Genomic DNA, 23,997 nt, shown 5'->3' on the forward strand with positions numbered 1-23,997 from the left:
CAACCCGATGCCCCTGCACAGCCGCCACCGCACCGTCCTGCCCGACTGGCTCGCGCTCTACTACGACCGCCCCCTCGAACTCACCCACGGCGAGGGCCGCCACGTCTGGGACGCCGACGGCAACCGCTACCTCGACTTCTTCGGCGGCATCCTCACGACGATGACCGCCCACGCCCTGCCCGAGGTCACCAAGGCCGTCTCCGAACAGGCCGGGCGGATCATCCACTCCTCCACCCTGTACCTGAACCGCCCCATGATCGAGCTGGCCGAACGGGTCGCCGCGCTCTCCGGCATCCCCGACGCCCGGGTCTTCTTCACCACCTCCGGCACCGAGGCCAACGACACCGCGCTGCTCCTCGCGACCACGTACCGCCGCTCCAACCAGATCCTGGCGATGCGCAACAGCTACCACGGCCGGTCGTTCTCCACCGTCTCCGTCACGGGCAACCGCGGCTGGTCCCCGACCAGCCTCTCGCCGCTCCAGACGTACTACGTGCACGGCGCCGTCCGCACCCGCGGCCCCTTCGCCCACCTCGACGACACCGCCTTCACCGCAGCGGCCGTCGCCGACCTGGAAGACGTACTCGGCCAGACCCGCGGGGGAGTGGCCGCGCTCCTCGCCGAGCCGATCCAGGGCGTCGGCGGGTTCACGTCCCCGCCCGACGGCCTGTACGGGGCCTTCCGGGAGGTCCTGGACCGGCACGGCATCCTGTGGATCAGCGACGAGGTGCAGACCGGCTGGGGCCGCACCGGCGAACACTTCTGGGGCTGGCAGGCCCACGCCCAGAGCGGCCCGCCGGACATCGTCACCTTCGCCAAGGGCATCGGCAACGGCATGTCCATCGGCGGGGTCGTCGCCCGGGCCGAGGTGATGAACTGCCTGGACTCCAACTCCATCTCCACCTTCGGCGGTTCCCCCGTCACCATGGCGGCCGGCCTCGCGAACCTCTCCTACCTGCTGGAGCACGACCTCCAGGGCAACGCCCGCCGCGTCGGCGGCCTCCTCCTGGAGCGGCTGCGCGCCATCGCCGCGTACGTGCCCGCCGTACGGGAAGTGCGCGGACGCGGCCTGATGGCCGGACTGGAACTGACCCGGCCGGGCACCGACCAGGCCGACCCGGACGCGGCCGCCGCCGTACTGGAGGCCGCCCGCGCCGGCGGCCTGCTGATCGGCAAGGGCGGCGGCCACAACACCAGTGTGCTGCGCATCGCGCCGCCGCTCTCCCTCACCGTCGCCGAGGCGGAAGAGGGCGCCGAGATCCTCGAACAGGCCCTGCGCAGCATCCAGTAGAGGGGACGCACATGAGCACCCGCACCCTGATCAGCGGCGGCCTGGTCATCACCGCCTCCGACGAACTGCACGCGGACGTCCTGATCGAGGACGGCCGCGTGGCCGCCCTCGCGGCGCACGGCTCGGCGGCCGCCGCGGCCTGGACGGCCGACCGCACGCTCGACGCCGGCGGGAAGTACGTCATCCCGGGCGGGGTCGACGCGCACACCCACATGGAACTCCCCTTCGGCGGCACCTCCGCCTCGGACACCTTCGAGACCGGAACCCGGGCCGCCGCCTGGGGCGGTACCACCACGATCGTCGACTTCGCCGTGCAGAGCGTGGGGCACGCCCTGCGCGAGGGGCTCGACACCTGGTACGACAAGGCCGACGGCAACTGCTCCATCGACTACGCCTTCCACATGATCCTCTCGGACGTCAACGAGGGCACCCTCAAGGAGATGGACCTGCTGGTGGGGGAGGGGGTCACCTCCTTCAAGCTGTTCATGGCCTACCCGGGCGTCTTCTACAGCGACGACGGGCAGATCCTGCGCGCCATGCAGCGGGCCTCCGGCAACGGCGGGCTGATCATGATGCACGCCGAGAACGGCATCGCCATCGACGTGCTCGTCGAACAGGCCCTGGCCCGCGGGGAGACCGACCCCCGCCACCACGGCGAGGTCCGCAAGGTGCTGCTCGAGGCGGAGGCCACGCACCGGGCCATCCAGCTCGCCCGGGTCGCCGGCTCCCCGCTGTACGTCGTGCACGTCTCCGCCGAGGAGGCGGTCGCCGAACTGGCGACCGCCCGGGACAAGGGCCTGCCCGTCTTCGGGGAGACCTGCCCGCAGTACCTCTTCCTGTCCACCGACAACCTCGCCGAGCCCGACTTCCAGGGCGCCAAGTACGTCTGCTCCACTCCGCTGAGGCCGCGCGAGCACCAGGCGGCGCTGTGGCGGGGGCTGCGCACCAACGACCTCCAGGTGGTCTCCACCGACCACTGCCCCTTCTGCTTCCGGGGCCAGAAGGAACTGGGCCGCGGTGACTTCTCCAAGATCCCCAACGGGCTGCCGGGGGTGGAGAACCGGATGGACCTCCTCCACCAGGCCGTCCTGGACGGGCACATCAGCCGCCGGCGCTGGATCGAGATCGCGTGCGCGACCCCGGCCAGGATGTTCGGCCTCTACCCCCAGAAGGGCACCATCGCGCCGGGCTCCGACGCCGACATCGTCCTCTACGATCCGCACGCCGAGCAGGTCATCTCCGCCGAGACGCACCACATGAACGTGGACTACTCGGCGTACGAGGGCAGGCGGATCACCGGACGCGTCGACACCGTGCTCTCGCGCGGCGAACTCGTCATCGACCGGCGCGAGTACGCCGGCCGGCCCGGCCACGGAGTCTTCATCCCCCGCTCCACCTGCCAGTTCCTGTAAGCCCGTAAGGAGCCGCCCGTATGGACTTCGGCCTCGTCCTGCAAACCGACCCGCCCGCCTCGCAGGTCGTCAGCCTCATGCGCCGAGCCGAGCGCAACGGCTTCCGCTACGGCTGGACCTTCGACTCGGCGGTCCTCTGGCAGGAACCGTTCGTCATCTACAGCCAGATCCTGGCCAACACGCAGAAGCTGCACATCGGCCCCATGGTCACCAACCCCGGCACCCGGACCTGGGAGGTGACCGCCTCCACCTTCGCCACCCTGAACGACATGTACGGCAACCGCACCGTGTGCGGGATCGGCCGCGGGGACTCCGCGATGCGCGTCGCGGGGCGCGCACCCAACACCCTGGCCCGGCTCGGCGAGGCCATCGACGTCATCCGCGACCTGGCGGAGGGCCGCGAGGCACTGGTCGACGGCAACCCGATCCGCATCCCGTGGATCCGCGACGGCAGACTGCCCGTCTGGATGGCCGCGTACGGTCCCAGGGCGCTCGCCCTGGCCGGGGAGAAGGCGGACGGGTTCATCCTCCAGCTCGCCGACCCCTACCTCACCGAGTGGATGATCCACGCGGTCCGCGAGGCGGCGTCCCGGGCGGGACGCGACCCGGACGCGATCACCATCTGCGTGGCGGCCCCGGCGTACGTGGGCGAGGACCTCGCCCACGCCCGCGACCAGTGCCGCTGGTTCGGCGGCATGGTCGGCAACCACGTCGCCGACCTCGTCTCCCGCTACGGGGAGCACTCGGGGATGGTCCCGGACGCCCTCACCGAGTACGTCAAGGCCCGCCAGGGCTACGACTACAGCCACCACGGCCGCGCAGGGAACCCGTCCACGGACTTCGTCCCCGACGAGATCGTCGACCGCTTCTGCCTGCTGGGCCCGCCGGAGGCCCACATCGACAGGCTCCGCGCCCTGCGCGACCTCGGCGTCGACCAGTTCGCCGTCTACGACATGCACGACGCGAAGGAGGCCACCATCGACGCCTACGGCGAGCACGTCATCCCGGCGCTCCGCTGACTCCCGTGCGGGCGCGGGACCGACGACGGGTCGGTCCCGCCCCCGGCGGCGGTTCAGCCTTCCGGGTTGCTCCACCCGGCTGTGGCGGAGTAGGCGTCGAGCAGGTCCACCACGAAGATCAGGGTCGAGCCCGCCGGGATCAAGGGGGAAGGGGACTGCTTCCCGTAGCCGAGGCGCGGGGGAACGACGATCTCGCGCCGACCGCCGACCCTCATCCCGCTCACCCCCCGGTCCCAGCCCTTGATGACCCTGCCGCTGCCCAGGGCGAACTTGAACGGCCGGCCCCGGTCCCAGGAGGCGTCGAACTCCTTCCCGGACTCGAAGACCACGCCGACGTAGTGCACCTTGACCACCATGCCCGCCTTGACCTCGACGCCGTCGCCGACGACCACGTCCCGGACGGTCAGCTCCGCAGGAGCCGCACCCTTCGGAAGGTCGACCTCGGGCTTCGTCAGTTCACTCATGCGTCCTCGTCACTGTCCGTCCACACCCCCCTTCCGCGGACCAGCCGTGCGGATGGTCGCTCCGGGCGGGAGACGGCCACGCTACCGACCGTGCGCAGGTCATTCGAGCAGGCACCGCATCGTCTCCGCCGCCCGCACGGCCGCGTCGGCGCAGCAGTTGTTGAACAGGGCGTGCACGGAGTCGGCCTGACGCGCCATGGACCGCAGGCGGGCGGCCCAGGGAGCCAGCTCGGCCTCCGTGTAGGTGTGGCGGTACGCGGCCTCCTTGCTGCCGGGGCCGGAGGAGCCCCAGGCCGGGCTGCGCCCGTGGAAACGGACGACGGCCAGCTCCGGTGTGGTGACGGCCGTGACCGGGGGAACGGAGGAAGGCAGTCCCTGGGCGGTGTCGACGGCGACGGCCGCCGCCCCGCACCGGGTCAGGAGCGCGGCGGTCGCGGCCCGCCGCCGCTCGCTCCACCACTCGGGGTGGCGGAACTCCACCGCCACCGGCCAGCCTTCGGCCCGCCCGACGCTCTCCTCGACCCGTTGCTCACCCCGCGCACCGGGAGCCAGCGAGGGCGGGAACTGGAACAGCAGGGTCCCCAGCCGCCCGCTCTCGCGCAAGGGCTCCAGGGCGCTGCTGAACCGCTGCCACACCTCCTTCAGCAGCGCGGGGTCGGCGCGCACCCGAGCGGGGGCGGCGTCCCCTCCCCGCAGATCGGCGGGAAGGGCTGCGGTCCGGGTGGGATGGCCGGTCAGCAGGGAGAAGGCCTTCACGTCGAACCGGAAGCCGGGCGGGGTCCGCCCGGCCCACAGCACGCTGTTGCGCAGGCTCGGCATGCCGTAGTAGGTGGAGTCGACCTCGACGACCGGGAAGCGGGTGGCGTAGTACCTGAGCCGCCCCTCCGCGTCACGCTGCCCGGCCGGGTACCACCCCCCGGCGACCAGCGAAGGATCCGTCCACGAACACGTGCCCACCGAGATGTCACCCATGGCGGCGCGGATACCCCGCCCGGCCCGGCGCTATCGGCCGTCACCGGGTCGCCATCCGGTGTGCGCGCCGCCGTCACCGGGGCCGGTGGGCTTTGTCGGTCCGGCGTGATGTGATGGGCGCATGATCGATGAGTTCCTCACCCATGGCCTGTCCGATGTGGAAGAGGCCGTCCGCAAGGCGGCGGCGATCGAGATCATGCCGAGGTTCCGGCAGCTCGCCGAGCACGAGGTCGACGAGAAGAGCGGACCGCACGACCTGGTGACGGTGGCCGACCGCAAGGCCGAGGAGCACCTCACGGCCTCGTTGCGGCGGCTGCTGCCCGGTTCGGCCGTGGTGGGCGAGGAGGCCGTGCACGCCGACCCGACCGTGTACGGGGCGCTGCGCGCCGACGCCCCGGTGTGGATCGTGGACCCGGTCGACGGCACCCGGCAGTTCGTCTCCGGCGACCCGGCCTTCTGCACGCTGGTGGCACTGGCCCACCGCGGGGAGATCCTCGCCTCCTGGACCTTCGCCCCGGCCCTCGAGGAGCTGGCCACCGCCGTGCGCGGGCAGGGCGCCTTCGTGGGCGGGCGGCGGATCGCCGCCGGCTCGCCCGAGCCGGGCGCGGAGCTGCGGGTCGCCATGGCGCACCCCCTCTACACCTCGGCGCAGGACAAGCGGACCCTCGGTCGGCTGGACGTGCCCGGTGTGGCGGCCAGGCCCTGCGGATCGGCCGGCCTCGAGTACCTGAAGGTGGCCCGCGGCGAGATCGACGCCCTGGCCTTCACCTGGCCCTCGGCATGGGACCACGCGGCGGGACTGCTGCTGGTCGCCGAGGCCGGCGGGGCGCAGAGCACCGTCGACGGGGTCCCCTTCCGGGTGGACCGGGACAACGCGCTGCCGTTCGCCGTGGGCCGCGACGAGGCCACCACGGCCCGCGTCCGCGACCTGCTGCGCGGCTGAAGCGCCCACGCCGCAATATCCTGGGCGCGGTGGCGCCGCCGGACGAAGGAGTCGCAAGTGCCGTCGATTCTCGATGCGGTCGTGGTGGGGGCGGGGCCCAACGGGCTCACGGCCGCCGTCGAACTGGCCCGGCGGGGCTTCTCGGTGGCCCTCTTCGAAGCCGCCGGCACGGTCGGCGGCGGAGCGCGGACCGAGGAGCTCACCCTGCCCGGCTTCCGGCACGACCCCTGCTCGGCGGTGCACCCGCTCGGCGCGGGCTCGCCGGTCTTCGCGACGATGCCGCTGAAGCGGTACGGGCTGGAGTGGCTGCACGCCCCGCTGCCCATGGCGCACCCCTTCGACGACGGCACGGCAGCCGTCCTGTCCCGCTCGGTCCCCGAGACGGCCGCGTCGCTCGGGCCCCGCGACGCCGGCGCCTACCGGCGGCTCGTCGAGCCGTTCCTCGGCCGGTGGCCCACCCTGGCCCGGGACTTCATGTCGCTGCCCGCCACCGCGCTGCCCCGCGACCCGCTCACCCTCGCCCGGTTCGGGCTCGCCGGACTGCCGCCCGCCACCTGGCTGCTGCGCCGCTTCCGCGACGAGCGGGCCCGCGCCCTGTTCGCCGGGCTGGTGGCGCACGTCATCGCCCCGCTCGACGGGATCGCCACCAGCGCCGTGGGCCTGGTCTTCGCCCTGGCCGCGCACGCGAACGGCTGGCCGATGCCGCGCGGCGGCTCGCAGGCGCTCTCCGACGCCCTCGCCGCCTACCTGCGCGACCTCGGCGGCGCCGTCCACACCGGTTTCGAGGTGAAGCGGCTGGACGACCTGCCGCCCGCCCGCGCCTACGTCTTCGACACCTCCCCGACCGCGCTGGCCCGCATCGCCCGGCTGGGCAGCGCCTACGACGGCTACCGGTACGGCGCCGCCGTCTACAAGATCGATTACGCGCTCGACGGGCCGGTCCCCTGGACCGCCGAGGAGCCGCGCCGGGCCGGGACCGTCCAGATCGGCCCCCGCACCCGTGACATCGACGCCGCCCTGCACCTGGCCTCGGGCGGCCGGGCCCCCCGTACGCCCTTCCTCATCACGGCGCAGCCCAGCCTCGTCGACCCCGGCCGCGCACCCGAGGGCAAGCACGTGTTCTGGGCGTACGGCCACGTCCCCAAGAACTGGCAGGGCGACCTCACCGAGGCCGTCGAGCGCCAACTGGAGCGTTTCGCACCGGGCTTCCGCGACCTGGTCCTCGCCCGCGCCACGGCCGGCCCGCCCGAGATGGCCGCCCGCAACCCCAACTACGTCGGCGGCGACATCGCCTGCGGTGCGGCCTCGGGCCTCCAGCTGCTGCTGCGCCCCAAGCTCAGCCTCTCCCCGTACACGACCGCCAACCCGGCGGTGTTCCTGTGCTCCTCGGCCACTCCGCCGGGCCCCGGCGTGCACGGGATGTCGGGCCACAACGCGGCGAAGGCCGTCTGGCGCCACCTGAGGAAGGACTCCTGATGGTCCGCATCACCCTGGTCCGCGGCGACATCACCGCCGAGCGTGCCGACGCGATCGTCAACGCGGCCAACTCCTCGCTGCTCGGGGGCGGCGGGGTCGACGGCGCCATCCACCGGCGCGGCGGCCCGGAGATCCTCGCCGCCTGCGAGGACCTGCGCCGCTCGCACTACGGCAAGGGCCTGGCGACGGGCCGCGCCGTCGCCACCACCGCGGGACGGCTCCCCGCCCGGCACGTGATCCACACCGTCGGCCCCGTCTGGTCCGGCGAGGAGGACCGCTCGGAGCTGCTCGCCTCGTGCTACCGGGAGTCCCTGCGGGTCGCCGACGAACTCGGAGCCCGTACGGTCGCCTTCCCGGCCATCTCCACCGGGATCTACGGATGGCCCCTGGACGACGGGGCCCGGATCGCCGTGCGGACCGTGCGGGCGGCCCGTACCGAGGTGGAAGAGGTGCGCTTCGTGCTCTTCGACGACACCGCCCACGCCGCCTTCGCAGCCGCCGCGGGCTGAGTCCCGGCCCCGGGCCTACCGGGGGGAGCGGAAGCGGTTGCGGTATTCCGTCGGTGTCGTGTCGAGCGTCCGGCGGAACGCGCGGATGAGGGTGTCGGTCGTGTGGAAGCCGCAGGCCGAGGCGATGCGGTCGAGGGTGGCGTCGGTGGACTCCAGCTGGTTGCGCGCCACTTCGACCCGCGCCGATTCGACGTAGGCCGCCGGGGTCGTGCCCAGTTCCGTCTTGAAGATCCGGGTCAGCTGCCGTTCGCCGACGTGCGCGTGGGCGGCGAGGTCGGGGACGGTGAGCGGCTCGGCGATGTTGCGCGCGATGTGGTGGCGTAGGTCGTCGACGCGGCGCGTTGTCGAGACCGGTTCGAGCGGAACGCTGAACTGGCTCTGCCCGCCCGGCCGCTTGAGGTACATCACCAGCTGCCGGGCGATGCGCAGGGCGACGCTCTCCCCGAAGTCGTCGGCCACCAGCGCCAGGGAGAGGTCGAGGCAGGCGCTGATGCCCGCTCCGGTCCACACGTCCCGGTCGCGGATGAAGATCGGGTCGGCGTCCACCTCGACCGCGGGGTGCTCGGCGGCCAGCTGCCGGGCCGTGGACCAGTGGGTGGTGGCGCGCCTGCCGTCCAGCAGCCCGGCCTCGGCGAGGACGTGGGCGCCCACGCAGACGGAGGCGACGCGCCGGGTCCGGGCGGCGAGTTCCTTCACCCGGCCCACCACGGCGGGTTCGGTCACGGCGTACACCCGGCCCCGGTCGTCGAGTTCGACGGCCCCGGGCACCAGCAGGGTGTCGATGCGCCGGCCCGACACCTCGCCGAAGGTGGTGTCGGGAAGGATGCGCACCCCGGCGAAGGTCGTGACGGGCTCCATGGTCTCGGCGGCCAGCACCACGTCGTAACCGGCCCGCTCGCCCACCTCCCGGCGCAGCAGCGCGAACACCTCGGGCGGCCCGGTGACGTCCAGCAGGTCGACCCCGTCGAAGAGGACGATGACGACCAGGGGTCTGACGGTGCTCACGGGTCTCCGTTCGGCCGGGCTCACGCGATGTCGGTATCTGCAAGTCGGACGACATGGCCGACACCTGCGGTGGGCCATAGCGTTCCATACGCGGCCACCGAGCAGTGGCCCGCCCCTTCCGAGCGACTCCCCGAGGACGGTACTTCCATGTCTGCGACCACCCTGCGCGAGCTCAACGGCCTCGACCCGGCCCCGGCCCCGCTCGCCGCGGCGACCCTGGTCCTGGTCGACTACCAGAACACCTACACCCGGGGCGTACTGGAGCTGACGGGCTGGCGCGCCGCCCTCGACTCCGCCGCCGCGCTGCTGGCCGCGGCCCGCGAGGCCGGCGCGCGGATCATCCACGTCCAGCACGACGGCGGCCCGGGATCCCCGTACGACATCCGCACCGACATCGGGCGGATCCACCCCCGGATGGCTCCCGCCGAGGCGGAGACCGTGGTGGTCAAGACGGCCGCCCCCAACTCCTTCGTCGGGACCGACCTGGCCGGACACCTCGAAGCCGCCGGCCACAAGGACGTCGTCGTCGCCGGGTTCATGACCCACATGTGCGTGAGCTACACCGTGGAGGGCGCGTTCCTGCGCGGCTACCGGCCCACCGTCGTCGCCGACGCCTGTGCCACCCGGCCCCTGGGCACGGCGGTCGCCGAGGTGCCGGCCGAACAGATCCACCGGGCCGCGCTCGCGTCGCTCGCCGACCTCTACGCGGTCGTCGTGCCGTCCGCCTCAGCGCTGGGCTGAGGCCCCGGGGAAGGACCGGGGGGAGGGGCGGGGGTAGGTAAGGGTCTGCTTGACGCTGCCGTACGCGAAGCTCGACTCGATCGAGGCGATGCCGGGGATGGCGTGGATCCGGTGCCGCACCAGCGCCTCGTACGCCTCCAGGTCCTCGATGACCACGCGGAGCAGGTAGTCGCTGCTGCCCGCCATCAGATAGCAGTCCTGGATGTGCTCGATGACGGCGACGTGCTCCTCGAAGAGCCGGACCGCCTCCGCGGTGTGGCGCTCCAGCCGGATCCGGACGAACACGGTGACGGGCAGGCCGAAGGCCACCTGGTCGACCATGGCCGTGTACCCCCGGATGAGCCCCGCCTCCTCCAGCCGGCGGACCCGGCGCAGGCAGGGCGAGGGGGAGAGCCGGACGCGGTCGGCCAGGTCCTGGTTGGACAGCCGCCCGTCGGCCTGCAACTCCCGGATGATCTGCAGATCGACTGCGTCCATGGGCTCTCCTCGGCGGATCTTCGGCGGTTCTTGGCAGATCCTGCCCCCAACGTAGGCCGGAGAGACAGAACTGGCAATCGGCTGCCCCGGCCCCCGCACTAGCGTTGCCAGGGAGCGGACCAGACCGGTCCGTTCCCGGTAAGGCTGGAGCAACGACCGTGGTCGCCACGCACATCCCCGGCGCGACCGCGCCCCACCCCACGGCGGGCCCGCCGGCCGGACACCCCGGCCGGCGCGGGCTCTCCCCGCAGACCGAGGGCGTCCTCGCCCTCCTGGTCACCGTCTCCATCTGGGCCGCCTTCGCGCTCAGCGCCCGCGCGCTGAGCGCCTCGACCCTGCTGCCCGCCGACGCCGCCCTGCTGCGCTTCGGCGTCCCGCTCCTCGTGCTGCTGCCCGCGCTGTGGCGGCGCCGCCACAGCATCGCGGCGGTCCGGCCCGGTCCCGCCCTGAAGATCGTCTGCGGCGCCGGCGTGCCGTTCTTCCTCGCGGCCATGCACGGCGGCTCCCTGACCTCCGCCGCCTTCGTGGGCGCGATCGTCCCCGGCATGGTCCCGCTGTTCGTCTCCGCGCTGATGGCCGCCCGCGGCCACGGCGTCCCGCGCGGTACGCAGGCCGCCGGGCTCGCCCTGATCGCGGTCGGCGTGGCCGCCCTGGTGTGGCGGTACGTCGTCCCCGTCGACGCGGACGTCCTGGAAGGCGCCGGCACCCTCCTGGTGGCCAGCGGCCTGTGGGCCCTCTACACCGTGGGCCTGCGGGACGTGTCCCTCGACCCCGTCGGGTCGATCGGCCTGCTGTGCCTGCCCTCCTTCGCCGTCATCGGGGTCCTGGTCCTGACGGGCGTGCTCCCGACCGGCCTCGCCCATGCGGCGGGCGCCGACATCGCCCTGTTCCTCGTCGTCCAGGGGCTCGGGGTCGGCCTTTGCGCCGGCCTGCTGTACGCGGTCGCCATCCGCAGGCTCGGCGCGGAGCGCAGCTCCGTCGGCGGGAGCCTCAGCCCGGTGGCCGTGGTCCTGCTGGCCGTGCCCCTGCTCGGGGAGGCACCCAGCCTCGCCGTTCTCGTCGGCGTCCCCCTGATCACCGCCGGCGTCGTCCTTGCCAACCGCCGCCCACGACCCGAGGTTCCCGCACATGTTTGAGCTCCTCCCGCCGCCGCCCACCGACCCGCTGTGGGACCTCACGGCCGCGTTCGCCGCCGACGAGCGGGCCGGACGCCTGAACCTCGTCCTCGGTGTCTACCGCGACCACACGGGCCGCACGCCCGTCATGGCGGCCGTGCGCGAGGCGGAGCTCCGGCTGGCCGAGACGGGCGAGTCCAAGGAGTACCGGGGGCTCTCCGGCAACACCGCCTTCAACCGGGCGATGCAGACGATGGTCCTCGGGTCCGGGGCGCCGGCCGGGCGCGCCGTGACTGTCCAGACCGTCGCCGGCTCCGGCGCGCTGCGGCTGCTCGCCGACCTGGTCGGCCGGACCCGCCCGGGCACCACCGTGTGGATCAGCGACCCGGCATACGTCAACCACCGGCCGATCCTGGAGGCGGCCGGGCTGACGGTGCGTACGTTCCGCTGGCGCGACACCGAAGGCGCCTTCGACGCGGAGGGGGTCCTCGCGGAACTGGGCGCGGCGCGGCGGGACGACGTCGTGCTGCTCCAGGGCTGCTGCCACAACCCGACCGGAGCCGACCCCACGCTGGACGCCTGGGAGGCACTGGCCGAAAGCGCCGGGCGCGACGGCTGGATACCGTTCGTCGACCTCGCCTACCACGGGCTCGGCGACGGCCTGGAGGCCGACCTGCTGCCCACGCGCATCCTGGCCGCCCGGGTGCCGGAGATGCTGATCGCCGTCAGCTGCTCGAAGAACTTCGGGCTCTACAGCGACCGCACCGGCTGCGCCATCGTCCTCGGTACGTCCGCCCGGGCGCTCGGGCACGCCGAGACGGCCCTGCAGAACGCGGCCCGGACCCTGTACTCCATGCCGCCCGAGCACGGTGCGGCGGTGGTGGCGACGATCCTCCAGGACGACGGCCTGCGGTCGGCGTGGCGGGCGGAACTGGAGGACATGCGCGGCAGGATCACGGCCAACCGGGCCGACCTCGCCACGCACCTCGCCGCGCTGGGACACGGAGCGCGGGCCCGGGCGCTGGGCCGGCAGAAGGGCATGTTCTCGATGCTGCCGCTCACGGCCGAGCAGATGCGGGAACTGCGCACCCGGCACGCCGTCTACGGCACCACCTCGGGCCGCATCAACATCGCGGGGATCGCCGGCCACCGCATCCCAGGACTGGCCCGGTCCGTCGCGGCGGTCCTGGACGCGGGGGCGCCCCTCCCCGCGGTCGGGCACGCGGACCGGACGCCGGGCGGTCCCCGGACCGCCCCGAAGGCGAAGACCCGCGCCTGAACCCCACCGGCCGCCCGCCGCCCGCCACCGCCACCCGCCCGCCACCGCCACCCGCCCCCCACGCGCGCGCATGACACGCCCCCGGCCGGTCAGCCGGGTCGAGCCGACACAGAGCCGCCCGGCTGCCCCTCGGATAGGGTGAGTCGTTGGGAATCGGACCCCCCGGGGTGAGGTCGGTGCGGTGGACACTTACCAGTCGACGAGCGAAGTGCCGGACCCGCCGGACGCAGCCGTCGGGTACGCGGGCGTGCTCCGCGAGCTGCTCCCGATCGCCCTGTGGCGGGAGGACGCCGACGGCCGCATCGTGGAGTGGTCGCTCGCCGCCCAGGACCTCCTCGGCCACCGCCCCGAGGACATCCTCGGCTGCCCCGGCACCTCCGTCCTCGTCCCCGAGGCCAACCGGGGCCTCGCCCACGACCTGACCCGCCGCGTCCAGGCCGGCGAGACCGTCGTCGGCACGCTGCCCGTGCGCCACCGCGACGGCCACCGCGTCGTGATGGAGATGTGGATCGTCCCCGCCGCCGACCCGCAGGGGCGCACCGGCGCCCTGCTCATCGCCGTGGAGACCTCCGAGGTGCTCCACATGCGGGACTCGCTCGCCGCGCTCCAGAGCCTGTTCACCCAGTCGCCCATCGGGCTCGCCACGCTCGGCACCGACCTGCGCTTCCTGCGCGTCAACGACGCCCTGGCCCGGATGAACGGCGTCCCCGCCGCCGCCCACCTCGGCAGGCGCCTCACCGAGGTCGTGCCGGGGGTCAACGCCGCCGCCCTCGAGGCCACCATGCGCCAGGTCCTCGAACGGGGCACGGCCGTCGTCGACGTCCGCCGCACCGGACGCACGGCCTCCGACCCCGACCACGACCGCACCTGGTCCTGCTCCTACGCCCCGCTGCTCGACGGCTCGGGGCGGCCCCTGGGCCTGATCGCCTCCCTCATCGACATCACCGAAGGACAGCGCGCCCAGGCCGAGGCCGAACGAGCCCGGCACCGGTTCGCCCTACTGGCCGAGGCCGGCACCCGCATCGGCACCACCCTGGACCTCGGCCAGACCGCCCGGGAGATCGTGGACCTGCTCGTACCGCAGCTCGCGGACTCGGCCGACGTACAGCTGCTCGAATCGGTCCTGGGCCCGGACGAGGCCCCGGGGGCCGCGGCCTCCACCCGGGGGCTGATGCGGCGGCTCGCGGCCGCCTTCCCCGACCCGGACGCGCCCACCGCGAAGCTCCAGGCGGGCCAGACCTTCCAGATCCCCGCGGACAGCGTCTACGAACGGGTGATCGCCGAGGGCCGCCCGATGGACCTCTACGCCCCCGACGTCCCGGCCCTGATCACCGACCCGCGCGCCGACGCCCTGCGCGCCTACCTCGCCACCCTCGGCTCCGCCCGGATGGTCCCGCTGGTCGCCCGCGGACAGGTGCTGGGCGCGGTCGTCGTGACCCGGCTGCGCGAGCGCGGCCCCTTCGACGACGAGGACCGCGTGCTGGTCGACGAACTGGTCGCCCGCGCCGCCCTCAACATCGACAACGCCCGGATGTACACCCGCCAGCGGCACGCCGCCCTGACCCTCCAGCGCAGCCTCACCAACAGCGAGCTCCCCGAGGCCCCCGGCCTCGAACTGACGGGGCGCTACCTGCCCGCCAGCGACCACGACGTCGGCGGGGACTGGTTCGACGTCATCCGGCTGCCCGGCGGCCGCACCGGACTGGTCATCGGCGACGTGATGGGCCACGGGATCCACGCGGCGGCCGTCATGGGCCAGCTGCGCACGGCGGTACGGACCCTCGCGCGCCTGGACGTGCCCCCGGAGCAGATGCTCCGCTCGCTGGACGCGGTCGTCGCCGACCTCGGCGAGGACGAGATGGCCACCTGCGTGTACGCCGTCCACGATCCGGCGTCCGGCGGCTGCGTCATCGCCCGCGCCGGGCACCCGCCGCCGGCCGTGGCGGCCGCCGACGGGACCGTCTCCTTCCTGCACGGGCTGCCCGGCACCCCGTTGGGCACCGGCGGGCAGGACTTCCGCACCGAAGAGGTGTCCCTGCCCCCGGGGAGCCTGCTCGTGCTCTACACCGACGGCCTGATCGAGGCCCGCGACCGGGACCTCGACGAGGGGATGGAGCAGCTGGCGCGGGCCCTCACCGGGACGCGGCAGCCGCTCGGCGAACTGTGCGACCGAATCCTGGAGCGGCTGCTGCCCAGCGCACCGCAGGACGACGTCGCGGTGCTCCTGGCCCGGACCCGCCCGGTCTGAGCCGGGGCCCGCGCCCCGGCCCTCACCAGGCCAGGTCCTCCAGCGCGTCCAGGTCCAGCGGAGCCGGGGTCGGCGGCTCCGCGCGCGCCGTCAGCGGCAGTTCGGCCCAGATGACCTTGCCCCGGTCCGTGTAGCGGACCCCCCACCGGTCGGAGTACTGCGCGACGAGGAACAGCCCGCGCCCGCCCTCGTCGGTGGTGGCCGCGTACCGCAGGTGCGGGGAGGTGCTGCTGCCGTCGGAGACCTCGCAGATCAGACCGCGGTCGCACAGCAGGCGGACCCGGACGGGCGCGGACCCGTAGCGGATGGCGTTGGTGACCAGCTCGCTGAGGATCAGCTCGGTGGTGAAGGAGACGTCCTCCAGGTCCCAGGCGGTGAGCTGGGCCGCACCGGCGTTGCGCACCCGGGAGACGGCCGCCGGATCGCCGGGCACCTCCCACTCGGCGATGCGGTCCGCGTCCAGTCGGCGGGTGTCGGCGATCAGCAGGGCGATGTCGTCGCCCGGTACCGGGGACAGGAGGGCCGCCAGTACGTCCGAGCACGCCTGGTCGGGGCTGCGGCCCGGTCGGGACAGGGTGTCCCGCAGCACGGTCAGGCCGGTGTCGAAGTCGCGCCGGCGGTCCTCCACCAGGCCGTCGGTGAACAGGACGAGGCGGCTCCCCTCGGGCAGCCTGAACTCGGTCGCCTCGAACGGCATGCCGCCGACGCCGAGCGGCAGCCCGGCGGGCAGCTCGGGGAACTGCACGTCCCCCTCGGCGGGGATCAGTGCGGGCCCCGGGTGCCCGGCACTGGCCATCACGCACCGCCCGGACACCGGGTCGTAGACCGCGTACAGGCAGGTCGCCCCGGTGATCCCGGCGGGCTCGCCCGCGCCGTCCGAGCCGTCCGAACCGCTTCGGTGCGAGCCGTCGGCCCGCCCGGCCCCGGTATCGCTCTGGTCGATCCGGCTGATCAGCTCGTCCAGGTGCCCGAGCAGCTCGTCGGGCGGCAGGTCCAGGGTGGAGAAGTTGTGCACGGCGGTGCGCAGCCGGCCCATGGTGGCCGCGGCGTGCACCCCGTGCCCGACGACGTCGCCGACGACCAGCGCCACCCGTGCGCCGGGCAGCGGGATCACGTCGAACCAGTCCCCGCCCACCCCCGCCTTCGCCGGCAGGTAGCGGAAGGCGACGTCCACGGCGGTCAGCTCGGGCAGTACGCGGGGGAGCAGGCTTCGCTGCAGCGCCACGGCGGTGGCGTGCTCGCGGGTGAAGCGGCGGGCGTTGTCGATCGAGACGGCGGCGCGCGCCGCGAGTTCCATCGCGAAGGAGCGGTCCTCCTCGTCGAAGGGCTCCGGGGTGTCCGCCGCCCGCCAGAAGTTGGCCATGCCGAGGACCACGCCCCGCGCCTGGAGGGGCACGCTGATCAGCGAGTGCAGCCCGTAGTCCAGGGCCTCCCGGGTTCCCCGGGAGTCCTGGTCCCGCCAGCCCATGGCGGCGTTCAGGTCCGGCGCGAGCACCGCTTCCCCGGCGTCCAGGGCGGCGGCCATCGGAGCGGTCGGGACGACGAACCGAATGATGTCGCCGACCGGCTGGAGCGGCTGGTCGGTCCGGACACCGCTCATGGCCGTCCGCCGCATCTCGGTGTACGCGCCGGCGGCCGACGAGGGCTCGTCGCCGCGCAGCACCGGCTCCAGCAGCTCCACCGTGACGAAGTCGGCGAAGCGGGGCACGGCGACCTCCGAGAGCTCCTCGGCGGTCCGCACCACGTCCAGGGTGGTACCGATCCGCACCCCGGCGTCGTAGAGCAGCTGGAGCCGCTCGCGGGCCACCTCGGCCCGGCCGGAGACCGCGGCGAGCTCGGTGGAGTCGCGCAGGGTCATGACGGTGCCGGAGGACTGGCCGCCGTACGGCTTCGCCGGCCGGACGTTGACCACCAGCAGCCGGTCACCGGCCAGGTGGACCTCGTCCGTCGCGATCCGGCCCGACAGGAGCAGCTCGGCGATCCCCGCGTCCAGGCCGAGCCCGGCGACGTGCCGGCCCTCGGCGTCGGCCGACAGGCCGAGCAGGCGGCGGGCCTCGTCGTTGGCGAGGACCAGCCGGTGATCGGTCCCGATGATGAGCACGCCCTCGCGGACGGCGTGCAGGACGGCCTCGTGGTGCTCGTTCATCCGGGACATCTCGTCCGCCCGCAGCCCGTGCGTCTGGCGCCGCAGCCGGCGGCTCACCAGGAACGCGCCGCCGGTGGCCAGGAGCAGGGCGCCCGCCGCGGCGCCGAGGAGCAGCGGGACCTGGTTTTCGACCACGTCCGACACGTTCGCCACCTCGATGCCGCTGCCGACGAGGCCCACCACCGAGCCGTCGGCGTCCCGGACGGGTACGACGGCCCGGACCGCGTCGCTGGGGTCCCCGGTGAACACCTCGGTGAAGGACTCCCCGGAACGGGCGCGCGAGAGGTCGCCCGTGGCACGCCGGCCGATCAGCTCGGGCCGCGAGTCGGTGTACCGGAGTCCGTCGGTGCTCATCACGGCGATGAAGTCGACGCCGGAGGCCACGCGGGCGGAGTCGGCGAGCGGCTGGAGCACGGCGGTCGGATCGGGCGACACGAGCGCCTGGGGCAGTCCGGGGGCGTGCGCGAAGGACTCGGCGGCGGCCAGCGAGCGGTGGCGGGCGTCGCGCTCGCTGGCGTAGCGGGCCTGCAGCACCAGAGCCACCGAGGCGGCGGTGATCAGCAGCAGCGCGATCACCGCCTGGAGGGCGAAGACCTGACCGGCGACGCTGCGGGCCCCCAGGGACAGGCGCGCCCACAGGCGCGGGCCCCACCCGGTCGGCTGGCGACCAAAACGTCCGGTCATGAGCCCTTTCTAACACTGACCCGGGGGTTTGGGGCGGCCGCGCGGCGGCGGTCGCCGCCGCGACACCGGCCGGGCCGTGCGGCGGAACGGCGGAGGCCCGGTCCCCCTGCTCGGGGAACCGGGCCTCGCCGGCCGTCACGGCTCAGAGCACGTCGGCGGCGATGGTGGCCGCCACCTGCTCCAACAGGGGACCGGCGTTCGGGATGGACTTCGCCGGATCGGGCTCCAGGTCGGTCAGCGGGTACGCCTTGCGGATCCCGGCGGCCTCCAGCGCCTCCTGGGACAGCAGCAGCCGCCCGCACACCGCCACGACCGGCTTGCCGGCGGCCCGGGCGGCCGCCGCGACGCCCGCCGGCGCCTTTCCATGCAGGGTCTGCTCGTCCAGCGACCCCTCACCGGTGATGACCAGGGTGGCCCGCTCCAGCGCCGGCGCGAAGCCCAGTACCTCCAGCATCAGCTCGATGCCCGGGCGGAAGGTGGCGCCGAGCAGCAGCGCACCGTAGCCGATGCCGCCCGCGCCGCCCGCGCCCGGCAGCACCGCGCACTCGGCGGCCTTCGCGCCGATGGACTTCTCGAGGACCCGGGCGAAGTGCGCCAGCGCCGCGTCGAGCGTCTGCACGTCCTGCGGCGACGCGCCCTTCTGCGGGCCGTAGACCGCCGCGCAGCCCTTGGGGCCGGTCAGCGGGTTGTCCACGTCGCTGGCCAGCACGAAGTCGACCTCCGCGAAGCGCGGGTCGATCCCCGACAGGTCGGCCGAGGCCAGGCCGGCCAGCGCGCCACCGCCCGGACCGACCGGTTCGCCGTTCGCATCCAGGAACACCGCGCCCAGCGCCGCCAGCATGCCGGCGCCGCCGTCGGTGGTTGCGCTGCCGCCCACGCCGAAGACGATGGAGCGCGCGCCCGCGTCCAGCGCGGCCTTCAGCAGCTCGCCCGAGCCGTACGTGGTGGCCGTCAGGGGGGCGAAGGTGCCCGACGGCAGCAGCTGCAGCCCGGAAGCCTCCGCCATCTCGACCACCGCGGTGCCCCCGCGCAGCGCGAAGGCGGCCGTGACCTGCTCGCCGAGGGGTCCGGTGACCCGTACCTCCCGGCGTTCGAAACCGGCCGCCACCGCGGCCGCGACCGTGCCGTCGCCGCCGTCCGCGACGGGGAGGGTCTCGATCTCCACGTCCGGGACGGCCTTGCGCAGGCCCGCCGTCACCCGCTCCGCGACCTGAACGGCCGTGAGCGAGCCCTTGAATTTGTCCGCGGCGATGAGCACGCGCGCGGCCTCAGTTACTGCTCCGTCCGTCACCTTGCTATTCCCTTGCTATCGAACAGTGCAGTCGCGCCGCCATGAGCTTATCCGGAGGATCCTCCTATGCCCATGAGTGGCCTGGGCCACAGCCGGCGCGATATGCCCTCAAAAAGGGAGATACCGCTGCATGGTGCGGCCGCGTGTCCTCCTGCTCGGCCCCACCGTCCACGTGCTGGACGCCACCCCCTCCGGCGTCGGCGGCTCCCTGCACCAGCTGCCGCCCACGGCCGCCCGGACCGGCGCCTTCACACGGCCGGACACCCCGTCACGCACCTGTGGGTAGGGTGGCGAGGTGACCACCACCGATGACTACGCCGGCTACATCGCGAGCCTGCCCCGGGTGCTGGCCGGCGCGGCCGCCCTCTACCGGGACACCCAGGGCCGGGTCCTGCTCGTCGAGCCCAACTACCGCGAGGGGTGGGCCCTGCCGGGCGGCACCATCGAGTCCGACCAGGGCGAGTCGCCGCGCACCGCCGCCCGCCGCGAGAGCGCCGAGGAGATCGGCATCGACCTGCCGCTCGGCCGGCTGCTCGCCGTGGACTGGACGCTGGGGCCGGACCGGCCGCCGCTGGTGGCGTACCTGTACGACGGCGGGGTGCTCGACGCCGGGCAGCTCGCCTCGATCAGGCTCCAGGAGGAGGAACTGCTCTCCTGGCGGCTCGTCGAGCCCGCCGAACTCACCGCGTACCTCCCCGGAGCGCTCGGCCTGCGTGCCCAGGAGGCGTACCGCGTCCTGCAGTCGGGCGAGGGGACCGCGGAACTGGAGAACGGCCGCCGGCCCCTCGACCCGTAGCGGCCGCCCCGGACCCGACTCGAGCAGGACAGAATCAGCTGATGATCACCATGTACGCCTGGCCCAGCACCGCCGAGGGGCCCGACGCCCTTCCCATGGTCCACTTCACCACCGACGAGCAGTCCGCCGGCGAGGTGACCCCGGAGGGCATGCCGGTCTGGCTCTTCGACACCGCGATACGCGACGGCGGCTGGTGCCGGTTCACCGACTTCGACGGCTGGTCCGTGCCCGCCGCCCAGTGGCAGGCCCTCTACCGCCGCGAGGACGACCTGCTCGCCGTCAGCGGCCCCGGCTCCTGCGAGGGGTGGTACCAGGGCAACCTCGGCGCCGACGCCGACTGGGTGGCGGCGGCCGCCGCCCGGCAGAGCGTGGTCCTGCTCGCCGCCCCGGTCCAGCACCCCTCCCTGTACGCCTACGCGGTCGAGGCGGGCGCGGCCTTCGCCCTGCTGGTGCCGCTGCTGGTGGTCTGACCCGGGAGCCGCCCGGCCGCGGACTCGAAGTCGAGCAGGCGGACCTTGCGGTCGAGCCCGCCGCCGTAGCCGGTCATGCCGCCCGACGCGCCGATCACGCGGTGGCACGGCACGATGATGCCGATCGGGTTCCTCCCGTTCGCCAGGCCCACGGCGCGCGAGGCGTTGGGCTTGCCCAGTTCCGCCGCGAGCCGCCCGTACGACCAGGTCTCCCCGTAGGGGATCCGTACCAACTGCCCCCACACGCTGCGCTGGAAGTCGGTGCCCTCCAGCCGCAGCGGCAGGTCGAAGGCGGTCAGCTCCCCGGCGAAGTACGCCGCCAACTGCCGCACCACTTCGGGGAAGGGCTCCTCGCCGGCGGCGACCCGTTCCCCGAAGGTCTCCTCGGCCGGGCGGTGGCGCTGCCCCGTCATGTACAGGCCGCTGAGGACGCCGTCGGTGGCGACGAGGGTGAGCGGACCGTAGGGGCTCTCGACGACGGTGTGCTGCTTGCCGGTAGTGCTGTTCACGGTGTGCTCCTCAAACGGGCAGGTGGTTGATGGCGTGGTCGTCGGTGGCCCACAGGTACTGGACGGCGTAGGCGCGCCACGGCCGCCAGCCGGCCGCCCGGGCGGTCAGCGCGGCGGGGGTGGACGGCAGTCCGAGCTCCCGCGCCGCCCGCCGGACGCCCAGGTCGGACGGCAGGAACGCGTCCGGGTCGCCCAGCGCCCGCATCGCGATGATCTCGGTGGTCCACGGGCCGAACCCGGGCAGCGCGGCGAGCTGCGCGCGCGCCGCATCCCAGTCGCTGTCGATGCCGAGCGGCAGCGAACCGTCGGCCAGCGCCGAGACCAGGGTGGTGAAGGTGGTGCGGCGGGCCCGGGGCATGGCCAGCGACTCCGGGTCCACCTCGGCGAGGGCCCGCGGGGACGGGAACAGGTGGGTGAGCCCGCCCAGCGGGTCCTGCACCGCCTCACCGTGCGCGGCCACCAGCCGGGCGGCGTGGGTGCGCGCCGCCGCGGTGGACACCTGCTGGCCGAGGACCGCCCGTACGGCGAACTCCGCCGCGTCGACCGTACGGGGGACCCGGCGCCCCGGGGCCTTGTCCACGAGCGGGGCCAGCAGCGGATCGGCGCGCAACTGCCCGTCGACGGCCTCGGGATCCGCGTCCAGGTCGAGCATCCAGCGGCAGCGGCTGATGGCGATGGTCAGGTCGCGCAGGTCGGTCAGGGCCAGCCGGCAGCCGATGTGGTCGGGCTGCGGGGTCAGCGCGACGACCCCGGTGCCGTACGGCAGGCGCAGGGTGCGGCGGTAGGCGCCGTCGCGCCACTCCTCGACGCCGGGGACGGCGGTCGCCGCCAGGTGACCGAAGAGGTTGTCGGGGTTGAGCGGGGCCCGGAACGGCAAGCGGAGGCTGATCGTGCCCGGGATCCGCGGCTGATGGCGGTCGGCCTTGCCGGCCCTCCGGCGCAGCTCGCTGGGGGAGAGGGCGAAGACCTCGCGGACGGTGTCGTTGAAGGTGCGGATGGAGGAGAAGCCGGCGGCGAAGGCGACGTCCCCCATCGGAAGTCCGGAGGTCTCGATGAGCAGCCGGGCGGTCTGGGCGCGCTGGGCGCGGGCGAGGGCCAGGGGGCCGGCCCCGAGCTCGGCGCTCAGCTGCCGCTCGACCTGCCGGGTGGAGTAGCCGAGCCGGGTGGCGAGTCCCGGCACTCCCTCCCGGTCCACCACGCCGTCCTGGATCAGGCGCATGGCGCGGGCGACGGCGTCCGCGCGGGCGTTCCACTCGGGGGAGCCGGGGCTGGTGTCCGGCCGGCAGCGCTTGCAGGCCCGGAACCCGGCCTGCTGACAGGCGGCGGCGCTGGGCAGGAAGGTCATGTTCGCGACCTTCGGCGGCACGGCGGGGCAGCTGGGCCGGCAGTAGATCCGGGTGGTCAGGACGGCGGTGAAGAACCAGCCGTCGAATCGGGCGTCCTTCGACTGCACGGCCCTTACGCAGCGCTCGGTGTCGGTGTGCATGACTCCAGGATCCGGGTCGGCCGCCCCCCGGGCTGGCGGATTTCCGACACCAAGCGTACGCCGACCGCCTCCGGCGCGGTTTCCGGGAAAGCCCGTTTCGTTTTCGGCGCGGGCTCGCGCAGGGCCGGCCCCGCCTCCGGCGCGGGCGGGCCCGGGGAAAGTCAGCCCCGCCGGCGTGTGAGGCGCGGGGCCCGGGCGGAACGCCAGAACCGGGCGGAGCCCGGCCCGCGGCAGCCGCCCGCGCCGCCCGGTCGTCCCCCCCTGGCCCGTACGCCCCGGCCCGCGCCGCCCGAGGTCAGGGCCCCGGCGGGACCGAGAGCCGGTGGGCGTCCCGGGCCAGCGTGAGGGCCACCAGGTCGCGGGGGCGGGACAGCGAGCGGGAGGTCAGGTGCTCGAGCCGCCGCAGCCGGTTGAACACCGTGTTGCGGTGGCAGTACAGCCGGGTCGCCGCCCGCCCGGCGGACCCCTCCGCGGCCAGCCACGCGTCGAGCGTCTCCAGCAGCACCGCGCGGTCCGCGGGGTCCAGCTCCAGCAGGGGTCCCAGGACCGCCTGCACCAGCTCACCCGCCAACTCGGGCTGCCGCACCACCAGGGCCGTCGGCAGCCGCTGGGACAGCCGCACCAGCGACCGCTCCTCCGCCGCGCAGGTGGCCAGCGCCGTCTCCGCCAGCCGCCGGGCCCGGCCGAGCTCCAGCAGCCCGTCCACCACCGGGCTGATCCCGCCGGGCCCCGGGCAGCGGTCGGCCAGCTCCGCCGCCAGGTCCTCCGTGGAGCACGACCCCAGGGCCACCACCGCCAGCTCCTGCTCCGCCCGCATCCGCCAGAACAGCCGCATCCCGCCCACCGCCGACACCCGGTGCACGGAGTCCCGCCGGTCCACGGGGAGTACGACCACCGCGTACCGCCCCTGTTCCGGCAGGTCCAGGCCCGCCGCGGCCCGCGCCGCCAGGCCCGGCGCCGCGTCCCCTTGCAGCAGCGCGTCGAGCAGGGCCTGAACGCGTTCGTCGCTGCGCCGTCGCATCTCCCGCTCGCCCGCCCGGTAGGCCTCCGCCGTGGTCGCCGCCTGCTGCTCGATCCCCGCCCACATCGCCCCGGCGGTCCGTGCCAGCACCGGCAGGGCGTCCGGGTCCTCCTCGGTGACGATGTCCAGCAGCTCGTCCCAGGTCAGCCGCCCGGCGCGGCGGTAGGCGTACAGCAGCAGGTCCAGCGGCAGCCCCTGTTCGGCCCGGCGCAGCCCCAGCTCCTCCGCGTAGGCCAGGTCCTTGCGCGCGTCCGAGCGGCGCGAGGCGAAGGCCTCGATGCCGTACCGCATGGCCTCGCTGATCTGCTGCCAGTGCTCGTCCCGCGGCACCGCGAGGTCGTACAGCGGCGAGTGCTGCGCCAGATCGCCGATCAGCCGCTCGGTCAGCTCCGGGACGCGTGCCAGCAGCACCTCGGCCGCCGTCAGCAGCACCGACCACTCCGCTTCCGTACGCGCCCTGCGTCCGCCCATGGCCGCTGAGGATGTCATCCGCGGCCCACCGGCGTAAGGGGCCCCGCACGCAGGTCTGTGCCGCAGCACAACGGGACCCCGCCCCCGGCTGGTCATCGGCAGCGATTCCGCCGCGGACCGTGGACGGGCGTACCGCCCCGGTGCTGGTCTGTGCGCCAGCACAACGCCCGCA

The 23,997-nt window shown here is 74.2% G+C and carries 22 protein-coding genes; 13 read left to right on the forward strand and 9 right to left on the reverse strand.

Going from position 1 to position 23,997, the window contains the following annotated elements:
• The first annotated feature begins 7 nt into the window (after positions 1-7).
• Genes AC07FY_RS04040 through AC07FY_RS04050 form a run of 3 tightly spaced genes read left to right on the forward strand, consistent with a single transcriptional unit; the run spans position 8 to position 3,722 of the window.
• Positions 8-1,291 (forward strand): aspartate aminotransferase family protein, encoded by a 1,284-nt coding sequence (locus AC07FY_RS04040; protein ID WP_479001526.1) that lies wholly within the window; start codon positions 8-10, stop codon positions 1,289-1,291.
• An 11-nt stretch (positions 1,292-1,302) separates the two neighbouring features.
• A complete protein-coding gene (hydA, locus tag AC07FY_RS04045) occupies positions 1,303-2,703 on the forward strand; it encodes a dihydropyrimidinase (protein WP_479000022.1) in 1,401 nt (466 codons plus the stop codon).
• 20 nt (positions 2,704-2,723) lie between these two features.
• A complete protein-coding gene (locus AC07FY_RS04050; protein ID WP_479000025.1) occupies positions 2,724-3,722 on the forward strand; it encodes a TIGR03842 family LLM class F420-dependent oxidoreductase in 999 nt (332 codons plus the stop codon).
• A 53-nt stretch (positions 3,723-3,775) separates the two neighbouring features.
• Here AC07FY_RS04050 and AC07FY_RS04055 read toward each other — a convergent pair whose 3' ends face one another.
• Together AC07FY_RS04055 and AC07FY_RS04060 are read right to left on the reverse strand one after the other, a co-directional pair.
• Positions 3,776-4,186, reverse strand: coding sequence for an FKBP-type peptidyl-prolyl cis-trans isomerase (locus AC07FY_RS04055; RefSeq protein WP_479000028.1), 411 nt, complete (start codon positions 4,184-4,186; stop codon positions 3,776-3,778).
• Positions 4,187-4,285: 99 nt separating this feature from the next.
• Positions 4,286-5,158, reverse strand: coding sequence for a DUF72 domain-containing protein (locus AC07FY_RS04060; protein ID WP_479000031.1), 873 nt, complete (start codon positions 5,156-5,158; stop codon positions 4,286-4,288).
• 121 nt (positions 5,159-5,279) lie between these two features.
• Between AC07FY_RS04060 and AC07FY_RS04065 the strand changes: the two genes are divergently transcribed.
• Genes AC07FY_RS04065 through AC07FY_RS04075 form a run of 3 tightly spaced genes read left to right on the forward strand, consistent with a single transcriptional unit; the run spans position 5,280 to position 8,086 of the window.
• Positions 5,280-6,101, forward strand: coding sequence for an inositol monophosphatase family protein (locus tag AC07FY_RS04065; RefSeq protein ID WP_479000034.1), 822 nt, complete (start codon positions 5,280-5,282; stop codon positions 6,099-6,101).
• A 57-nt stretch (positions 6,102-6,158) separates the two neighbouring features.
• On the forward strand, positions 6,159-7,577 hold the full coding sequence (locus AC07FY_RS04070) for a phytoene desaturase family protein (protein ID WP_479000037.1): 1,419 nt from the start codon (positions 6,159-6,161) through the stop codon (positions 7,575-7,577).
• Positions 7,577-8,086 (forward strand): O-acetyl-ADP-ribose deacetylase, encoded by a 510-nt coding sequence (locus AC07FY_RS04075; RefSeq protein WP_479000040.1) that lies wholly within the window; start codon positions 7,577-7,579, stop codon positions 8,084-8,086. Before AC07FY_RS04070 ends, AC07FY_RS04075 begins: the two co-directional genes overlap by 1 nt.
• Before the next feature lie 15 nt (positions 8,087-8,101).
• Here the strand turns inward: AC07FY_RS04075 and AC07FY_RS04080 are convergent, their stop codons facing one another.
• Positions 8,102-9,091 (reverse strand): GlxA family transcriptional regulator, encoded by a 990-nt coding sequence (locus AC07FY_RS04080; protein WP_479000043.1) that lies wholly within the window; start codon positions 9,089-9,091, stop codon positions 8,102-8,104.
• 147 nt (positions 9,092-9,238) lie between these two features.
• Here AC07FY_RS04080 and AC07FY_RS04085 point away from each other — a divergent pair, with 147 nt between their 5' ends.
• Complete coding sequence (locus AC07FY_RS04085) at positions 9,239-9,832, forward strand: isochorismatase family protein (RefSeq protein ID WP_479000046.1); 594 nt, start codon at positions 9,239-9,241, stop codon at positions 9,830-9,832.
• Here the strand turns inward: AC07FY_RS04085 and AC07FY_RS04090 are convergent.
• Positions 9,818-10,309, reverse strand: coding sequence for an Lrp/AsnC family transcriptional regulator (locus tag AC07FY_RS04090; RefSeq protein ID WP_479000049.1), 492 nt, complete (start codon positions 10,307-10,309; stop codon positions 9,818-9,820). The genes AC07FY_RS04085 and AC07FY_RS04090 overlap by 15 nt on opposite strands.
• 158 nt (positions 10,310-10,467) lie before the next feature.
• Here AC07FY_RS04090 and AC07FY_RS04095 point away from each other — a divergent pair, with 158 nt between their 5' ends.
• The 3 genes from AC07FY_RS04095 to AC07FY_RS04105 all read left to right on the forward strand — a co-directional run bounded on the left by AC07FY_RS04095 (position 10,468) and on the right by AC07FY_RS04105 (position 14,951).
• Positions 10,468-11,445 carry a DMT family transporter gene (locus AC07FY_RS04095; protein ID WP_479000052.1) on the forward strand — a complete coding sequence of 326 codons (978 nt, stop codon included), beginning with the start codon at positions 10,468-10,470 and terminating at the stop codon, positions 11,443-11,445.
• Entirely contained in the window at positions 11,438-12,703 is a 1,266-nt protein-coding gene (locus tag AC07FY_RS04100; protein WP_479000055.1) for an amino acid aminotransferase, read from the forward strand. Before AC07FY_RS04095 ends, AC07FY_RS04100 begins: the two co-directional genes overlap by 8 nt.
• 181 nt (positions 12,704-12,884) lie before the next feature.
• On the forward strand, positions 12,885-14,951 hold the full coding sequence (locus tag AC07FY_RS04105) for a SpoIIE family protein phosphatase (RefSeq protein ID WP_479000058.1): 2,067 nt from the start codon (positions 12,885-12,887) through the stop codon (positions 14,949-14,951).
• A 22-nt stretch (positions 14,952-14,973) separates the two neighbouring features.
• Here the strand turns inward: AC07FY_RS04105 and AC07FY_RS04110 are convergent, their stop codons facing one another.
• Together AC07FY_RS04110 and AC07FY_RS04115 are read right to left on the reverse strand one after the other, a co-directional pair.
• The gene (locus tag AC07FY_RS04110; protein WP_479000061.1) at positions 14,974-17,781 is read right to left on the reverse strand and encodes a SpoIIE family protein phosphatase; all 2,808 of its coding nucleotides are present in this window, start codon (positions 17,779-17,781) and stop codon (positions 14,974-14,976) included.
• Positions 17,782-17,923: 142 nt separating this feature from the next.
• Positions 17,924-19,072 (reverse strand): glycerate kinase, encoded by a 1,149-nt coding sequence (locus tag AC07FY_RS04115; protein ID WP_479000064.1) that lies wholly within the window; start codon positions 19,070-19,072, stop codon positions 17,924-17,926.
• Positions 19,073-19,202: 130 nt separating this feature from the next.
• On the opposite strand from AC07FY_RS04115, the gene AC07FY_RS04120 reads away from it, so the two are divergent.
• The 3 genes from AC07FY_RS04120 to AC07FY_RS04130 are packed head-to-tail and all read left to right on the forward strand — an operon-like array spanning position 19,203 to position 20,338.
• Complete coding sequence (locus tag AC07FY_RS04120; RefSeq protein WP_479000067.1) at positions 19,203-19,358, forward strand: hypothetical protein; 156 nt, start codon at positions 19,203-19,205, stop codon at positions 19,356-19,358.
• Between the two features lie 9 nt (positions 19,359-19,367).
• Positions 19,368-19,868: an NUDIX domain-containing protein gene (locus AC07FY_RS04125; RefSeq protein ID WP_479000070.1), complete on the forward strand. Its 501-nt coding sequence runs from the start codon at positions 19,368-19,370 to the stop codon at positions 19,866-19,868.
• 41 nt (positions 19,869-19,909) lie between these two features.
• Positions 19,910-20,338, forward strand: coding sequence for a hypothetical protein (locus tag AC07FY_RS04130; protein ID WP_479000072.1), 429 nt, complete (start codon positions 19,910-19,912; stop codon positions 20,336-20,338).
• On the opposite strand, the gene AC07FY_RS04135 is transcribed toward AC07FY_RS04130, so the two are convergent.
• The 3 genes from AC07FY_RS04135 to AC07FY_RS04145 form a co-directional block, all read right to left on the reverse strand.
• Positions 20,281-20,847, reverse strand: a complete 567-nt coding sequence (locus AC07FY_RS04135) for a methylated-DNA--[protein]-cysteine S-methyltransferase (RefSeq protein WP_479000075.1) — start codon at positions 20,845-20,847, stop codon at positions 20,281-20,283. The genes AC07FY_RS04130 and AC07FY_RS04135 overlap by 58 nt on opposite strands.
• A gap of 10 nt (positions 20,848-20,857) precedes the next feature.
• Positions 20,858-22,333 (reverse strand): AlkA N-terminal domain-containing protein, encoded by a 1,476-nt coding sequence (locus AC07FY_RS04140; protein ID WP_479000078.1) that lies wholly within the window; start codon positions 22,331-22,333, stop codon positions 20,858-20,860.
• A 295-nt stretch (positions 22,334-22,628) separates the two neighbouring features.
• The gene (locus tag AC07FY_RS04145) at positions 22,629-23,825 is read right to left on the reverse strand and encodes a PucR family transcriptional regulator (RefSeq protein WP_479000081.1); all 1,197 of its coding nucleotides are present in this window, start codon (positions 23,823-23,825) and stop codon (positions 22,629-22,631) included.
• Positions 23,826-23,997 lie beyond the last annotated feature (172 nt).

The sequence above is a fragment of the Streptomyces sp. NPDC045967 genome (genome assembly GCF_056430495.1).

Coding starts and splice junctions, on each gene's coding strand:
- AC07FY_RS04055 (WP_479000028.1), bottom strand. CDS start 4,186: ATGAGTGAACTGACGAAGCCCGAGGTCGACCTTCCGAAGGGTGCGGCT.
- hydA (WP_479000022.1), top strand. CDS start 1,303: ATGAGCACCCGCACCCTGATCAGCGGCGGCCTGGTCATCACCGCCTCC.
- AC07FY_RS04130 (WP_479000072.1), top strand. CDS start 19,910: ATGATCACCATGTACGCCTGGCCCAGCACCGCCGAGGGGCCCGACGCC.
- AC07FY_RS04140 (WP_479000078.1), bottom strand. CDS start 22,333: ATGCACACCGACACCGAGCGCTGCGTAAGGGCCGTGCAGTCGAAGGAC.
- AC07FY_RS04060 (WP_479000031.1), bottom strand. CDS start 5,158: ATGGGTGACATCTCGGTGGGCACGTGTTCGTGGACGGATCCTTCGCTG.
- AC07FY_RS04075 (WP_479000040.1), top strand. CDS start 7,577: ATGGTCCGCATCACCCTGGTCCGCGGCGACATCACCGCCGAGCGTGCC.
- AC07FY_RS04145 (WP_479000081.1), bottom strand. CDS start 23,825: ATGGGCGGACGCAGGGCGCGTACGGAAGCGGAGTGGTCGGTGCTGCTG.
- AC07FY_RS04090 (WP_479000049.1), bottom strand. CDS start 10,309: ATGGACGCAGTCGATCTGCAGATCATCCGGGAGTTGCAGGCCGACGGG.
- AC07FY_RS04120 (WP_479000067.1), top strand. CDS start 19,203: ATGGTGCGGCCGCGTGTCCTCCTGCTCGGCCCCACCGTCCACGTGCTG.
- AC07FY_RS04050 (WP_479000025.1), top strand. CDS start 2,724: ATGGACTTCGGCCTCGTCCTGCAAACCGACCCGCCCGCCTCGCAGGTC.
- AC07FY_RS04040 (WP_479001526.1), top strand. CDS start 8: ATGCCCCTGCACAGCCGCCACCGCACCGTCCTGCCCGACTGGCTCGCG.
- AC07FY_RS04110 (WP_479000061.1), bottom strand. CDS start 17,781: ATGACCGGACGTTTTGGTCGCCAGCCGACCGGGTGGGGCCCGCGCCTG.
- AC07FY_RS04100 (WP_479000055.1), top strand. CDS start 11,438: ATGTTTGAGCTCCTCCCGCCGCCGCCCACCGACCCGCTGTGGGACCTC.
- AC07FY_RS04065 (WP_479000034.1), top strand. CDS start 5,280: ATGATCGATGAGTTCCTCACCCATGGCCTGTCCGATGTGGAAGAGGCC.
- AC07FY_RS04085 (WP_479000046.1), top strand. CDS start 9,239: ATGTCTGCGACCACCCTGCGCGAGCTCAACGGCCTCGACCCGGCCCCG.